Genomic DNA, 15,956 nt, shown 5'->3' on the forward strand with positions numbered 1-15,956 from the left:
TGAACTTATGAAAGGAATACTAATAATACTTCTTATACTAATTAAAAGTCAAGTTGCGTCTGATATTATACTGAAGAAAGAATTAATCGGTACATGGAAGATTGAAAAAGTTCAAGTTACTAGAACAGGAGTTTGCCTACAAAATGACTTTAGCGAAATGATTGGGACTACTTTTAAATTTAAAGAAGAACAGCGCCTATTGATTACTTCAAATAGTGACAGGTTTCAGCTACCTAATGAAGAGGAGATACGTTGGTATTTGGAAGATGAATATCTCAGTAATTTGAACGCGATTCATTTGATAAGAATTAGTAAGAAGTAATGCATCAAAAAATCAATATTCAATCGATATATGGCATTTAGCAATTATGAAATTGATAAATTTAAACTTAAGGTATTTTGGCTTTGAGCAGAAATGCAATCTAGGTTTAAAGTACAATCAAATAAAAGTGATATATAAAAATACTTATTGGTATCATATTCTATTTTTTTCAACTCAATTTTATTGATGAATGTTAGTGAATCAATATTGAACAACAATTAAAATATAATGAAGAGTATATTTAAACAAAATACAATTGTGTATAGCTTAGAAATTGTATGCAGTAGAAACAACAAAGACCTTATCATCTGAGATGATAAGGTCTTTGTGTAATCGTTGAGTTACTTAACAGTCGCGCTATACCAGGAGTTCTTGATTAACCCGCATAATCCACATTTTATCATTATAAGCATCATTCAGCTTAGAGTAATATGAGATTAACGCATTGGTCCAAGAGTCGTGCTTCTTTAGATATACGTATCTGTAATTGTTCTTGGGGTTGATAAAATAACTAGCGCTTAAACCGAATGAATTTAATAGCGCTACAAATTTCTTAGCATTGTTTGGGTTTGCAAATACATTGGCAATTAAGTAATAACCAGATCCAGCTCCGTCAATAACTATATTCTTAGAATCAGTATCTGTAGAGGCAACATTATCCCGAACTATGACATTTGAGGTAAGCACATCAGCATCATATTTAGATTTCTTTTCTTTAATCTTGTTTACATTACTTGCATATGCTTCATTAGTGTATTTGTTGTCTACATTCATAATCCACATGGCACCATCATATCTACCATTTAGATTAGAATTATGTGCGGCAACAGCATCTTCAAAGGTTTCAAAACGGTCCAAATACACATACTTTAAACCAGTATTAGGGTTATCAATATAATCAGCATTAATACCCTTCTCATTAAGGTCATTAATAAAGTTATTCATATACTGACCACCTTTGTACACATTTGCAACTACATAATACCCATCGTTAACATCAGGTAAATCTTTAAATCTTCTACTTTTAACAGCATCTTGCGCAACCTCTCTTGTTGTTTTTGCAACAGGTTTAGCGGTATTTCGAGGTCTATTTGCAACTACGGCATCTTTTGGCTGAACTTGTTCATTTAACCTGTTATCAACTGAAGTATTATCATCTGAACTAGACTCGACAACTTCTTGTCTTTCTGCAACAGGGTCTTTTCTTTCGCTTGTTAGTATTGCTACCCTATCTTTTTGCGTTTGACTAGCTGCTTGATTATTTGTAACTGCCTCACCTGAATTACTCGGGTTATAGTTAGAGGCAATTTCGGTATTGCTATTCTCATCAAGAAAAAGCTCTTTTGCTTTATTCTCAAGATCTGGTCTTTCACCGTTGGTTTCATTTCTAACCATACGCATTACCATGGCAAAACGTCTTTCTAAATCAGATTGGCGAATAGCCTCTAATGAATCTTGACGGAACATTAACTCCTCAATAATGGCATCGTTTTCTGCCAATTTCATCTTCAATTCTTCAATCTCCTCATTAGTAGCAATATTCTCTGGCTCTTCATCATTCTGTACCAAATCATCTTCATATTCATCTTCTAACATAACCCTATCCTCAGTAAGATTTGGCGAGAATGAGTATGCAAATGATATTTCATGTGTAACTCCAAAATTATCGAAGTTATTAGACAATCCTTTTTCCATGGTATAGCCTAAAGAAATCCTTTGGTTTAAGTTAAAACCAACACCGGCAGCTGCACCATAAAAGCTATCGTAACCACCTTGAATCCATCCTAATTTTGGTAGATCAAGAATTAAACTACCGCCTAAGGTTACATCTTCTTCACCTACTTTTCTAACTCTTGCCAAAGGCATCAACCTACCCTCTTCAAAAATTCCTGTTTGATTTTCAAACTGATGGGTATATTGTAGGTGACCTGAATATGTTTTGTCTTTAAACTCCGTTACCGATTCACTTGTTTTTAAGTTATAATCGAAAAGGTTTTCTGCGAACATACCAACATCAAACTTACCATAAGAAAGGTTGAAACCTGGCTGAAACGATAACAAGTTCTGATCTTGCAATCCAGATAAAAAAGGATCTTCCTCTACTGTTGAAGCCCTACCATTATCAAAGCCACTTTGGTAATACGATACATTTGCACCGAACGTAAAATTACTCTTATCGTTCAGTTTAATACCATAGGCATAATTTGCCAGTACACCAAAGTTACTAAGTATACCTTCCCTTTGTGAGTACAAGCTTAATCCAAGTCCTGTTTTGTCACTAATACGACCACTATAGCTTAAGAAATAGTTCTGATTGTTATCATCAAATTGTACCGATTGGTTTCGGTGTAACAAGTTAATATAAGATTTGTCTTCCCTAACCGTTGAAAACGTTGGGTTGATTAAAAATCGGTTATACTTCAATAGATTCTGGGCAGGAACGTCGTATGATACAAACGGATTCTCCTCTTGCCCGCTAACCTTCATGATAGCTAACACAAATAACAATAGATATAAAACACTTTTCTTTAGCATGGTGAGCTTAACGTATTACTGTGATCGTACCTTGTTTAAGTACTTCACTGGCATTTCTAATTTTATAGTAGAATACCATATTTTGTTTAGTGAATGCAGTAGTAGACTGCGGCCAATTATTTTTATAATCAAATTCGTTTACGATCTCTTGACCTTGTTCGTTGTAAATAATAACATTTACATCGGCCTTATTAGAGTAAGAGTTTGGAATAACCCATTGGTCATTAATACCATCTCCATTAACTGTTATTACATTAGGTACTTTAAATGTATCTAAGTAAGATACTTCTACCTGTCTAACAATCTCACAGTTATCTATAGATGCTATCAAGGTATACGTACCTGCATCTGTAAAAGTTACGCTGTCAGAATTGCTTAATTCAGCGGCATTTGCATCTAACCATCTATAAGCAGTACCTCCACTTGCAGTTACTGTTTTAGTAGTGCCTTCTGGCATTACAACTTCAGTACCTGGGTCAAGGGTTATAAGATTCTCATCTAACGGTGTAACTACAATCTCATTAGAGATCAAAGAACAGCCATCCTTATCTATTGTCAGTCTATAGGTACCTGCTGTAGAAACCGTCAAAACAGCATCAGTTGTATTAATTGAAGTACCATCTAATTGCCATTCATAAGTAGATGAACTTAAATCGCTGGTGGTGCTAAGTGAAATAGTTTCTCCGCCACTACAAAAAACAGTTCCAGAACTGGTAATAGAAATAGTTTCGTTAGTTAAAAGCTGTATTGATAACGAGTTAGAATCTATATCAAAACTATCAATGGTCGCATTTAATTCATAGTCCCCATTTTCTAAGTTCGATGCTAAACTAATAACGTTACTTGTTGCACCATTTACATCTGCACCATCTTTACTCCATTGATAGGTAAACCCATCAACTAAAGCACTTGTAACATCTGTTTTTGTACCATCTGTTGCAACAGCATATATTTGCTCAACACCTAAAGTTGTTGTTGTTGATTCACACGAAGTATACGCATCAGTATAATTTATAGTCATCTCAAAAGAAGCAGGAGATACTACAGTAGTAGTTTCCGAATTTTTTGAAGAGATAGCACATGCACCACCGGTTTGGGTTACCTCGGCGTAATATTCACCGTCTTGAGATATCGTTATTGAATTACTTGTTTCTCCGCTTATTTCAACATTGTTTCTAAACCACTTATAGGTTGGAGTGTTCGCTGTTGTGCTAACACTTAACAATTGAGTTTGTGTAGGTAATAAAACCGTATTAATTTCATTTTCTACAGTAACAGTATATAGTTCTGCATTATTCATAGAAACTACTGCTGATCTTTCATTACAGATACCAGTACCAGATATTTCAACTGCATAATCTCCTTCAAAACCTACATTTGCAGCATTTACTGTATAAGTTGTTCCAGTCGCTCCTAAAATTGCAGCGTCATCTTTAAACCATTGGTAGCTCCATGAAGCATTGGTTTGGTCTATACTTAAAATTTCGGTGTCCGTACTACACAAAGAAGTCCTGCTTGGTGCGGTAACGGCAATACCAGTTCCAGACCCTCCAATAGTTACATCAACTATATTTGAATCTGTATTACCAGACCCAGTACAACGCGGTCCATAATTAATATATACATTGTACATACCAGATTGGGTTACATTCAAAGTATGTCCGGTTTCCGACGTTAATTCTGTCCCACTTCGAAACCAGATATATTGATAGGTTTCTGGGTTAGCTATATTATCAACTTGTAAAGTAATCGGTCCTGTACTACAAACAGTACCTGGGGGAACTCCATCACCTTTTTCACTAATATTAAGATTAGAAGTTACATCCATGTAATACATATTGTATGCAGGAGATTCACTACCGATCTTTACCGGGTCAGTACTTCTAACCCTCATCTTATAGCCTTCACCACGTGTATCTGTAGGTATGGCAAAACTGGTATCAAAATCCTTTACGGCATTTTGATCGGTAATAGTTTGCAATGTTTGTGCATTGGCAAAACTACCGCTGGCGTCAGATAATTCGAGAATAAACTCGTTACCTGCGTTCGCAGTTCCAATCCATGTAACATTTACATAGTATTCGTTAAAACCACCATTACCTGCGCAAACGGCAGACCATGGTGTACTTCCTGACAGATTTGGATTGTCTGCAGGTTCTGGAGCATTAATTACTATTGCTTGCGCAGATAATTGAAAAGCGCAGAATAGCATGGATAGTGCTGTAATTACGGTAAGTTTGTTCAAAGTTCTCATAGGTATTTGTAGTTATGGGGGCCACTACGGTTGAAAAGTTGGTTAATAAATTATTTCACTATACCATCATTTCATAGACAAATATGTTATTTAATACGACGAAGTGAAATTTTATGTTGTCGGAAGGAAGATTTATGTTGTGAAACTCATTTTATGTAAGGTGTATCCAATTTAAACCTATCCTTTAAGCCATTTTTGCTACTTTTGTAGCTTGAAATATAATGACATGAGCGAGACATCAAAGTCTTTGAATTTTATTGAACAAATTGTTGAAGAGGACTTGGTAAATGGTTATACCAAAGACGAATTACGTTTTCGTTTTCCTCCAGAACCTAATGGTTATTTACATATTGGGCATGCAAGCTCTATTTGTTTAAACTTTGGTTTAGGTCTAAGGTATAATGCACCTGTAAATCTGAGATTTGATGATACAAACCCTGCAAAAGAAGAGCAAGAATTTGTAGATGCTATCAAAAAAGATGTAGAATGGTTAGGCTTTAAGTGGGATACCGAACGGTATGCGTCTGATTACTTTCAGCAACTATATGATTGGGCGGTAGAATTGGTTAAACAAGGAAAGGCATATGTGGACAATCAATCTTCTGAAGAAATGGCTGCCCAAAAAGGAACTCCTACTGAACCGGGTACAGATAGTCCAAATAGAAATAGATCTATAGAAGAAAATTTAGAGCTGTTTGAAAAGATGAAAAACGGAGAGTTTAAAGAAGGAACTCACGTATTAAGAGCTAAGATAGATATGACCTCATCTAACATGTTGATGAGAGACCCTATCATGTACCGTATATTACATAAAGCGCACCACAGAACAAATACCGATTGGTGTATTTATCCGATGTATGATTGGACACATGGTGAAAGTGATTATATAGAGCAAGTATCACATTCTTTCTGTACGCTAGAATTCGCAATGCACCGTGAGTTATATAATTGGTTTTTAGATCAAGTATATGATGAAACTAAAGTAAGGCCTAAGCAACGAGAGTTTGCTCGTCGTAACTTAAGCCATACCGTAGTTAGTAAGCGGAAGTTGGCACAATTGGTTGAAAAGGGAGTTGTAAATGGTTGGGATGACCCAAGAATGCCAACTATTTCTGGTTTAAGAAGAAGAGGATATACTCCAGATTCAATCCGCAATTTTGTAGATACTATAGGTATAGCCAAAAGAGACAATCTTATAGATGTTTCCTTACTTGAATTTAATATCAGAGAAGATCTAAATAAAACCACTCATAGGGTTATGGGTGTCTTAAATCCTTTGAAATTGGTTATCACTAATTATCCTGAAGGAGAAACGGAATGGTTAGAAGCAGAAAATTCTCCAGAAGATGAAAATGCCGGTACAAGACAAGTGCCCTTCTCAAGAGAACTATATATAGAACAAGAAGATTTTAGAGAAGCAGCAAATAAAAAGTTCTTTCGTCTAAAGCTTGGATATGAAGTTCGTCTTAAAAACGGATACATTATTAAAGCGGAAAGTTGTACCAAAGATACCGATGGGAATATAATAGAGGTACAATGTACGTACGACCCAAAAAGTAAAAGTGGTAGCGGTACCGAAGAAAGCTTACGTAGAGTAAAAGGAACATTACATTGGGTATCTATAGAACACGCTGTAAAAACAGAAATAAGATTATACGATCGTCTTTTTACAGATGAAAGTCCAGATACACATAAAGACAAAGATTTCATGGATTTTATTAATCCTAATTCTTTATCTGTTATTACAGGATATGTTGAACCTGCATTAAAAGATGCCCAACCAGGAGATCGTTTTCAATTTCAACGTATTGGATATTTCTGTGTTGATCCAGATACCACTACCGATAATTTAGTATTTAACAGAACTGTTGGTTTACGCGATTCTTGGGCAAAAATTCAATAGATAACTTAGTATAAGTATATCTTATTGTAAAACCTCAGTTTTATTAAGGTTTACTATAAAAAACCACCTGTAGACGTTATGTCTACAGGTGGTTTTCTTTTTTTAGACTAATTGGTATTAATTCAAATAAAAACAAGCGCTAATGGCTTTAAAATAGACTTTTAAGAAAGCTCGATAACTAAATTAGTATATTACCAAGAATAGTGTTTGAAAAACATAAAAAAACCCGAGAACAAATGTTCTCGGGTTACATAATAGAAAAATAAACTAAAAATACTTATTCTTTAAGTTTAGGCTTATTAGTCTTTTTCATTGTTTCACCAATCATATTACTTGCCGTAAAACTAGCAACCATATTATTCAGCATATCACTACCTGCTTGAGGTGAATTAGGCAATAATATCAAATTCGTATTAGTAGCCTCACCAATACTCTGTAAAGTGTCATAATGTTGTGTTACCACAATTAACGCAGAAGCTTCTTGAGAATTAATACCTACTTTGTTTAATACCTCTACAGACTCTTCAAGACCACGAGCAATTTCTCTTCTTTGATCAGCAATACCTTGACCTTGTAATCTTTTGCTTTCAGCCTCAGCTTTTGCTTTCTCTACAATTAAAATACGGGCAGCATCTCCTTCAAACTGCGCAGCAGTTTTTTGACGCTCAGAAGCATTAATCCGGTTCATAGCTTCTTTTACCTGTGCATCTGGGTCAATATCTGTTACCAAAGTTTTAATAATGTCAAATCCATAATCTAACATTGCTTGTTGCAGTTCAGATTTTACCGCTATTGCAATATCATCTTTTTTAACAAAAACATCATCCAATTTCATTTTAGGTACTTCTGCCCTAACCACATCAAATACATAAGATGTAATTTGTTCGTGTGGATATTCCAATTGGTAATATGCTTCATAAACTTTTTCCTTAATCACCACATATTGTACCGATACTTTTAGTTTAACAAAAACATCATCTAAGGTTTTAGTTTCTATAATAACATCTAATTGCTGAATCTTTAAACCAATACGAGCAGCAATTCGTTGCACAAAGGGAACTTTAAACTGAATACCCGACTGTCTTACACTAGTAAATTTTCCGAATGTTTCAATCAATACCGCTGTTTGCTGTTTTACAATAAATACACCCGAGAGAATAGTGGCAATCACTAAAAACGCAATCGGAATCCAAATAAATGAGCCCATAATTATTTCTTTTATAGTTAATATTTGAAGATACTAAAAGCCTTCTAGTTATTAGTAGCATTTCTTACGGATTTGTTACAATAAAGCATTTATAAATATATTATAATCATTCTATACACTACAATGCCAGGTTTCTATAATCTAATATTTTGGATTTGACGACAATGAATATCTACAAGTTCATTACATTTAATAAAATCATTAATCTGAACGGTATGTTGACTTCTATAAACCCCAAATTACCAATGAGAGATAAAGCCAAAACTAAAAGCTATTATGTAGAATCTTTAGGTTTTAAAGAATTTGGTGCAGTAGATTATCCTGATTATTTAATGGTAGAAAAGGATGAAATTCAAATTCATTTCTTTCTCTTTAAAGCCCTTAATCCTAAAGAAAACTACGGTCAGCTATATATCCGCACAAACGATATAGAAACCTTATACCAATCGTTATTAAAAAACAATGTGCCCATTCATCCAAATGGCAGCCTAGAGATTAAGCCATGGGGACAAAAGGAGTTTGCTCTATTAGACCCTGATAGTAACTTACTAACATTTGGAGAATCATTGGGCTAAAAACATGGAAGTATTTAAAAATAAAAAGGCAACTCTTACGAGTTGCCTTTTTTATATGGTGTTAAGTTTACTTACTTAATATCAAAACGATCTAAATTCATAACCTTGGTCCAAGTTCTTGCGAAGTCACGAACAAATTTCTGTTTCGCATCTTCCGTACCATATACTTCTGCCAATGCTCGTAATTCAGAATTAGAACCAAATATTAAATCTGCTCTAGTCCCTTTCCATTTTACATGACCAGTTTTACGGTCACTACCTTCAAATACTGTATCGTTGTCAGAAGCAGCTTTCCAAGTAGTTCCCATATCCAATAAATTGATAAAGAAATCATTTGTAAGCAATCCTGGTTTATCAGTAAATACTCCGTAATCAGAACCATCATAATTGGCGCCAAGTACACGAAGACCACCAACAAGAACAGTCATTTCTGGTGCAGTTAAGGTTAATAGGTTTGCTCTATCTATTAACAACTCTTCTGCCTGAACAGATAGTTTTTGTTTTGTGTAATTTCTAAACCCATCTGCCATAGGTTCAAGCGCATCAAAAGATTCAATATCGGTACTCTCCTGAGTTGCGTCTGTACGACCAGCGTTAAAAGCAACTTTGGTATCAAAACCAGCCAACTTTGCGGCATTTTCAACAGCAGCAGAACCAGCAAGAACAACTAAATCGGCAAAAGACACCTTTTTGTTACCAGATTGATTATCATTAAATTCTTTCTGAATTCTTTCTAAAGTAGCGGTAACCTTAGCCAACTGTGTAGGGTTGTTAACTTTCCAACCTTTTTGAGGAGCTAAACGCACACGACCACCATTAGCACCACCACGCTTATCTGACCCTCTAAAAGTGGATGCAGAAGCCCATGCAGTAGAAACTAGTTCTGCCGTAGAAAGTCCTGAAGCTAAAATTAATGTCTTTAAATTTTCAATATCGGCATCATTAATCAAATCAAAATCAACGGCAGGTACTGGATCTTGCCATATCTGCACTTCTTTTGGTACTTCTGGTCCTAAATAACGATTAGTAGGTCCCATATCACGGTGAGTTAGTTTATACCAAGCTCTTGCATAGGCATCTTTAAACTCGTCTGGATTCTCTAAAAAGTTTCTTGAAATTTTTTCATATTCAGGATCTAAACGTAGCGACATATCAGTAACCAACATAAATGGTTGATGTGTCTTACCTGGTATATGAGCATCAGGCATTTCACCCGCACCGGCATCGCCAACTGGCTTATATTGCCAAGCTCCAGCCGGACTCTTAGTTAATTCCCACTCAAAACCAAATAGATTTTCAAAAAAATAATGACTCCATTTTGTAGGTGTTTGTGACCATGCGCCTTCTATACCACTTGTTATAGTATCTGCACCAGATCCAGTACCATAAGTACTCTTCCAACCTAAACCTTGTTCTGTAATATCTGCAGCAGCTGGCTCTGAACCTACATACTTTTCTGGATCTGCAGCACCGTGTGTTTTTCCGAATGTATGTCCACCTGCAATAAGCGCAACGGTTTCATAATCATCCATTGCCATTCTTTTGAATGTCTGTCTAATATAATGAGCGGCTTCTAGTGGATCAGGATTTGCATTATGCCCTTCTGGATTTACATAAATTAAGCCCATATGTGCAGCACCTAGAGGGTTTTCTAACTCATTGCCATCTTCATCATAACGTTGTTTGTTTCCTAACCACTCTGTTTCAGATCCCCAATAAATATCCTCTTCTGGTTGCCATATATCTTCACGACCACCGGCAAATCCGAACATTGGCAATCCCATACTTTCATGAGCAACATTACCAGTAAGTATCAATAAATCTGCCCAAGAAATTTTCTTTCCATATTTCTGCTTAATAGGCCATAATAATAAACGGGCCTTATCTAAATTGGCGTTATCCGGCCAACTATTTAATGGGGCAAAACGTTGGTTACCTGCGCTCGCACCACCTCTACCATCAGATATACGGTACGTTCCAGCACTGTGCCAAGCCATTCGTATAAAGAATGGTCCATAATGACCATAATCTGCAGGCCACCAATCTTGACTATTCGTCATTAAATCTGTCAAATCTTTTTTAACGGCGGCTAAATCTAGAGAATTAAACTCTTCAGCATAATTAAAATCATCATCCATTGGATCTGCCATTTTAGAATGCAATCTTAAAATATTAAGATTCAACATATTTGGCCACCAATCTTTGTTAGTTGTTCCACCACCAGCTGCCTGATGCATTTCACCATTTAAAAATGGACAATTTGCTGCAGCGGGATCATTTACATCCCAAGCTTCACCTTTTCCGTTAGTACTACTCATGATTATATAAATTTTAAGTTGTTTTTACTACTCAATAGTAAAATTATAAATATTTTACTTATCAATATTTCGTTTTAAATAGATAAAATCTATTGTGTAATATTTAATTGTTTTGCGTTACGCCAATTCGATTATCAAACTGACTTAATTATTACCGTAAATATTAGAATATCATAAAGATAATCACTTATAGCCTGTTTATAACACTAGCTATCTCATAATTAATAATTTAGTAAGACAAACTAACATTCAAACCTCATGAAATCATTTGATAAAAGTATATTATCAAAATTCACAAAAATAAAAGTGGCATTTATACATCTGATATTATCACCCTTATTCCTAATTCTTTCCTTCATACAGCAATCGAATGCTCAAGTAGTTCCTAATCCAACCGAGGTAATAGGCTTTGAAATAGGTTCGGATTTTAATTTAGCAACTTACGATCAGTCAATTAATTATTTTGAAAAACTAGCTGCCACAAGTGATATGGTAGAGATGAGATATGCCGGAAAAACATCTGAAGGACGGAAATGGCAATATGTATTAATCTCTACACCAGAAAATCTACAAAAGATAGATCACTATAAATCTATTTCACAACAATTAGCACATCCTGAAAACTTAACAAGAGAGATGGCAAAAGCATTGGCAAAAGAAGGAAAAGCAATTGTAGATATTAGTGGAGGTCTACACGCCTCGGAGGTAGCAGGAGCACAACACATTATAACATTAGCCTATGAATTGGTAAATAATGCCAAAACAGAAAAGTACCAGGCCATTTTTGAAGATGTAATACTTATTCTATGGCCTTCTTTAAACCCTGATGGACAAGATATCATTGCCAATTGGTATTTAGGAAATGTGGGTACCCCTTATGAAACTGCGCCTACACCGTGGCTATATCAAAAATATGTAGGTCACGATAATAATCGTGATGCCTATATGCTAAATCAGCTTGAATCTCGTGTTGTTGGTAGCACTTGGCGTGAGTGGGAACCAAGTATTATTCATGTACATCATCAATCTTCCCCATTTCCTACTAGAATATGGCTGCCACCTTTTGCAGAACCAGTTGCTCCCCAAACTCCGCCATTAATGGCCAGAGAAGTAAATATGATTGGTATGGCTATGGCACAAGAATTAGAAACGGAAGGCTTGCCAGGCGCTGTACATATGGGTAAAGGTTTTGATGCTTGGTACCCTGGTTATATTGATTACATGCCAACGATGCAGAACATACCATCGTTCTGGACAGAAACATCCCTTTATAAATTTGCAACTCCGCACTTTTATACCATTAAGGATTTTCCGAAAGAAAGAGCAGATTTACGTATTGAATCTCTGTACTCTAGCCCATGGAAAGGTGGGTGGTGGCGTCTAGGAGACGCTGTTCAATATATGCAAACAGCATCTATAGCTGTTCTAGATTATGCGGCAAAATATAAAGAAACCCTACTTTTCAACAAGTATCAGGCAGGCGTATCCACAATTGAAAAATATAAGCAAGAACCACCTTATGCCTATTTTATTAAACAAAAACAACGCGATCCCGTACGCCCGGTAGAATTCTTGAAAAGACTAGCTTTTAACGGAATTAAAATTTCTCAATTAGATTCTGAAACATTTTTCGAAGGAAATACCTATCCGAAAGGGACATGGGTTATACCTATGGCTCAGGAATTTGGAGAGTTGGCAAGACAATTAATAGACATTCAAGAATATCCAGATTTAAGGGAATCTCCAGACGGTCCTTTAGAACAACCCTATGATGCTGCAGGTTGGACATTACCATATCAAATGGAAGTAGAAGTTGTTGCAGCCATGTCTCCTTTAACAGAATCAATATCTTCATCTTTAATTCCGGTTAAGGGAATAGCATTAGAGGAAAACACAGATACCAGTATAGATTTAAGTAAAGCAGATTTTATAGGCGGAGCGGGTTTTGACACTAATGAAGTAGCTGCAGGAATAGTGCCGTTACCAGGAACTTTAAAGGGTAGTGGTGGTACCATGGTTATTGACCCAAAAGAGAACAATTCATTTCGAATTATTGGCGATGCAATGAACCAAAATCTAGCTATTGGTTTTAACCCAAAACAACAAACGTATGCTATAAGTAATGCATCAAGATTACAAATGCAAAAATGGGTGAAAGATTATGCGGTAAATGCTAGACTTACATCAACCAAACCTAAAACCAAGGCGCACTCTAGAATAGCAGTTTATGATCCGTGGACCGCTAGTATGGATATGGGCTGGACAAGGTGGCTCTTAGATAATTTTAATATACCATATGTTATAATTAGAAATGCAGATATTAATAACGGAAATCTAAATGATAGGTTTGACGTTGTTTTAATGGCTTCGGAAAGACCGGGTGTCATAGAAAATGGCTTTCAAAAAGGTATGGCTCCACCACAGTATGCAGGAGGATTAAAAGGATTGGGCGTTAGAAACATTGACTCGTTTGTAAGTGCCGGCGGAACATTAGTTTGCCTAAATAAAAGCACAAATTTTGCAATAAAAGAACTTCACTTACCAATAGAAAACAATGTACAAGAATTAACAAAAAGTCAATTTTTCACGGGCGGTTCAATACTAGAAGTGACCAATAATAATCAACATCCTATTATGGCGGGTATGCCAGAAAAATCTGGTGTATTTGTTTTTGGTAGTCCCGTTTTTAAAACACTTGATGGTTTTGATGGCGAAATACTATCAAAATATCAAGAAAAAGGTTCGCCTCTACTATCTGGTTATTTGGTAGGTGAAGAATATATGAATGACAAAGCTGCGGCTGTAGATGTTCGGTATAAAGATGGACATGTTATTCTTTTTGGATTTCAGCCCCAATGGCGAGGACAATCTATGGGAACCTATAGAGCTTTATTCAACGCGTTGTTATACACAAATTCTATCGCAAAAAACCATGAAGTTTTAGAAGAGTGGTCTACTACCGAAGACGAAAAAACAGAGAAAGAACTTGAGGTCAAATCCATAGAACAAAAACAAATTTCAAATTAACTAAATAATAGGATTACCGGTTATAAAGAGCCCTTAAATGTTAAACATTTTATTTTAACAATTCCTTCTTATATAGCTTTTATAAATCTGATTATATTGCCTGTTCACCAACCAAAAATAATGCGAAAAGATACTAAAAGACAGAAACAAGCTAAATGGTTGCGTCTTTTTAGAAAAGCACACAGGCTTACGGGAGCTGCATTATTTGTCTTCTTTTTCTTTATTGCCATTAGCGGACTTCTTTTAGGTTGGAAAAAACATAGCGGCGGAATCATTTTATCTAAATCATATGAGGGAGTATCCACTAACTTAAAAGATTGGATGCCCGTTGATCAATTACACACCATTGCAAATACTTATCTTTTAGATTCTATTTCACCTGATTTATCTACAGAAATTGACCGAATAGATATAAGAAAAGAAAAAGGGATGGTAAAATTTATTTATACCGACCATATTTGGAGTATGCAATTGGATGGCACCACAGGTAAAATATTACATGTAGAAAGAAGATACTCTGATCTTATTGAACAAATACACGATGGTTCTATTTTAGATGATTATTTAGGTACTAGCAATAATCAAATAAAAGTATTTTACACAACGGTTATGGGTGTGGCCCTTCTAGTTTTTACTATTACTGGATTCTGGCTTTGGTATGGACCAAAGAGGATGCGAAGAAATAAAGCTACTGCTTAAAAATTAGCTTTAGCTTTGAAGTCTCAATAATCAATTATTATTATGGCAGACTCAAAGAAGAAAGAGGAATTAGAAAAACCAACTTTACACCCTAGAAACAAACATCCCGGTCGTTACGATCTAAAACAATTAAAGCTGGTAAATCCTGAACTAAAGGAGTTTGTTACCAAAAATAAATACGGAAATTTTACTGTCGATTTCTTTAATCCGAAAGCGGTAAAAGCTTTAAATAAAGCATTATTGATATCTCAATACGGATTAGATTTTTGGAATATACCAAATGGTTTTCTTTGTCCGCCAATTCCAGGGCGCGCAGATTACATACATCACATTTCTGATATTTTAGCCACTAGTAATGACGGGGTTTTAGTAAAAGGGGATGCCATAAAATGTTTAGATATTGGGGTAGGAGCAAATTGTGTGTATCCTATCATTGGAAATAGCGAATACGGTTGGTCCTTTATTGGTTCAGACATTGACGCAAAGGCAATTGAAGCTGCACAAAAAATTGTAACCTCTAACCCTTCTCTTCACGGTAAAGTAGCATTTAGATTACAGTCAAAACCTGAGCATATTTTTTCTGGAATTTTAAATGAATCCGATAAGGTTGATTTAACGATTTGCAACCCTCCATTTCATGCTACGCAAGCAGAAGCCGAGGCGGGTACTTTACGTAAGTTGAGTAATCTAAAGAAAAAGAGGGTTAAAAAAGCTGAACTGAATTTTAGCGGTCAAGGTGGAGAACTGTGGACAGATGGGGGAGAAAAACGATTTGTTTTAAACATGATCAATGAAAGCGCACAATTCTCAAAAAATTCCGCTTGGTTTTCTACATTGGTGTCTAAGCAATCAAATCTACGTTCATTCTACGACCGATTAGAAAAAGTTGGCGTTGTAGAACATAAGACTACACCAATGGGACAGGGAAACAAAATGAGCAGAATAATTGCTTGGACCTTTCTATCACCAAACGAAATGAAAGTATGGGCAGATGAACGTTGGGAAAATAAATAATAGCGTTAATAAATTTAAAATAGCCGTGTTTTAAGCCGTTCTAAATTATTAAAAGACCCGAAGGGTCGATTTTTATTTTTTAAACCCGCAAAATCGTTCCTA

The 15,956-nt window shown here is 35.5% G+C and carries 10 protein-coding genes; 6 read left to right on the top strand and 4 right to left on the bottom strand.

Annotated features, from left to right (window positions below):
• Positions 1 to 7: 7 nt before the first annotated feature.
• Positions 8 to 322 (top strand): hypothetical protein, encoded by a 315-nt coding sequence (locus P178_RS0106755; protein ID WP_027065501.1) that lies wholly within the window; start codon positions 8 to 10, stop codon positions 320 to 322.
• 357 nt (positions 323 to 679) lie between these two features.
• On the opposite strand, the gene P178_RS0106760 is transcribed toward P178_RS0106755, so the two are convergent.
• Together P178_RS0106760 and P178_RS0106765 are read right to left on the bottom strand one after the other, a co-directional pair.
• Positions 680 to 2,857 (bottom strand): type IX secretion system membrane protein PorP/SprF, encoded by a 2,178-nt coding sequence (locus tag P178_RS0106760; protein WP_027065502.1) that lies wholly within the window; start codon positions 2,855 to 2,857, stop codon positions 680 to 682.
• 7 nt (positions 2,858 to 2,864) lie between these two features.
• Positions 2,865 to 5,111 (bottom strand): gliding motility-associated C-terminal domain-containing protein, encoded by a 2,247-nt coding sequence (locus P178_RS0106765; RefSeq protein WP_027065503.1) that lies wholly within the window; start codon positions 5,109 to 5,111, stop codon positions 2,865 to 2,867.
• Positions 5,112 to 5,337: 226 nt separating this feature from the next.
• Between P178_RS0106765 and P178_RS0106770 the strand changes: the two genes are divergently transcribed.
• Positions 5,338 to 7,014 carry a glutamine--tRNA ligase/YqeY domain fusion protein gene (locus P178_RS0106770; RefSeq protein ID WP_027065504.1) on the top strand — a complete coding sequence of 559 codons (1,677 nt, stop codon included), beginning with the start codon at positions 5,338 to 5,340 and terminating at the stop codon, positions 7,012 to 7,014.
• Positions 7,015 to 7,291: 277 nt separating this feature from the next.
• Here the strand turns inward: P178_RS0106770 and P178_RS0106775 are convergent, their stop codons facing one another.
• Positions 7,292 to 8,221, bottom strand: a complete 930-nt coding sequence (locus tag P178_RS0106775) for an SPFH domain-containing protein (RefSeq protein WP_036145831.1) — start codon at positions 8,219 to 8,221, stop codon at positions 7,292 to 7,294.
• Between the two features lie 215 nt (positions 8,222 to 8,436).
• Between P178_RS0106775 and P178_RS0106780 the strand changes: the two genes are divergently transcribed.
• Positions 8,437 to 8,796 carry a bleomycin resistance protein gene (locus tag P178_RS0106780; protein ID WP_027065506.1) on the top strand — a complete coding sequence of 120 codons (360 nt, stop codon included), beginning with the start codon at positions 8,437 to 8,439 and terminating at the stop codon, positions 8,794 to 8,796.
• A gap of 71 nt (positions 8,797 to 8,867) precedes the next feature.
• On the opposite strand, the gene katG is transcribed toward P178_RS0106780, so the two are convergent.
• On the bottom strand, positions 8,868 to 11,114 hold the full coding sequence (gene katG / locus P178_RS0106785) for a catalase/peroxidase HPI (RefSeq protein WP_027065507.1): 2,247 nt from the start codon (positions 11,112 to 11,114) through the stop codon (positions 8,868 to 8,870).
• A 258-nt stretch (positions 11,115 to 11,372) separates the two neighbouring features.
• Between katG and P178_RS21595 the strand changes: the two genes are divergently transcribed.
• From P178_RS21595 to rlmF, 3 genes are all read left to right on the top strand, one after another.
• Complete coding sequence (locus P178_RS21595) at positions 11,373 to 14,141, top strand: M14 metallopeptidase family protein (protein WP_081819398.1); 2,769 nt, start codon at positions 11,373 to 11,375, stop codon at positions 14,139 to 14,141.
• A gap of 120 nt (positions 14,142 to 14,261) precedes the next feature.
• Positions 14,262 to 14,840 (top strand): PepSY domain-containing protein, encoded by a 579-nt coding sequence (locus tag P178_RS0106795; RefSeq protein ID WP_410477200.1) that lies wholly within the window; start codon positions 14,262 to 14,264, stop codon positions 14,838 to 14,840.
• Positions 14,841 to 14,882: 42 nt separating this feature from the next.
• Positions 14,883 to 15,854, top strand: a complete 972-nt coding sequence (gene rlmF, locus P178_RS0106800; protein ID WP_036145832.1) for a 23S rRNA (adenine(1618)-N(6))-methyltransferase RlmF — start codon at positions 14,883 to 14,885, stop codon at positions 15,852 to 15,854.
• Positions 15,855 to 15,956 lie beyond the last annotated feature (102 nt).

The sequence above is a fragment of the Maribacter sp. Hel_I_7 genome (genome assembly GCF_000688315.1).
Taxonomy (GTDB): Bacteria; Bacteroidota; Bacteroidia; order Flavobacteriales; family Flavobacteriaceae; genus Maribacter; species Maribacter stanieri.